The sequence below is a fragment of the Acinetobacter endophylla genome (assembly GCF_053543775.1).
Window position 1 is genome coordinate 1 of sequence record NZ_JBLVOM010000296.1, and the last position, 851, is coordinate 851.

An 851-nucleotide genomic window follows, 5' to 3' on the forward strand; every position below is an offset into this window, starting at 1 on the left:
AATACATCTTTGACAAAATTAGCATCTGTTGCAGAAACAGGACCTGAGACAAAATTAGTTTCATCAACAGTTACACGACCAACATTTGCATCGTTCTCACTGATTTTAGGTTTATCGTCAACAATGCTAATGGTTACGGTATTGGTGACCGTATTGCCATATTGGTCTACAGCAGTGTAAGTGAAGCTATTGGTTACATTGCCTGCTAAATCTTTGGTTGCTGAAGTTAAAGTAAAGCTATAAGTACCATCTAAATTGATTGTATATGTGCCATTTGTTGTAGTGCCTGTTATTGGGGCTGTAGAACCTTGTGATGCTGGTTGTACTGTCCAACCCGTCTGTAGGTTTAAGTTACCCACAACTACATTGCTAGAACTACTCGCATCTGTTCCCGCCGGCTGAGTACCATTGGCATCGATCCCATCCTCACGTACGCTGCCCACAGTAGTTAATGGATTGGCTGTAACGTCCTGCACATTAATAGTCAGCGTTGTGGTTCTTTCGTCACCATCCGCATCACGCACTCTATAGGTAAATACATCCTGTGCATTGGCTGTTATTTTGTTTGGAGCCGCTTTATAGCTATAACTACCATTGGCATTTAATGTAAGCGTACCATAATCACCTGTGATGCTTGTTCCTACTCCAGTACTCGAAGTTGTACCTGTATTGCCTTTAGCAACACCGACCACACCGCCACCACTAGCCCAACCATCTGCGCCTGACTGGTCGTTAGAAAGTACACCACTGGCTGCATCTTTGGTCAAAAGCGCGCCTTCTGTAACACTTCCTGTATCCGCTACGGTGATTGGTGCATCATCAACAATATTGATGACCAAATTCCCTGCTGT

The 851-nt window shown here is 43.8% G+C and carries 1 protein-coding gene; it reads right to left on the bottom strand.

The annotated features are described in order from the left end of the window. A partial coding sequence (locus ACNPNW_RS16385) for a cadherin-like domain-containing protein (RefSeq protein WP_448767200.1) occupies positions 1 to 851 on the bottom strand: 851 nt, incomplete at both ends.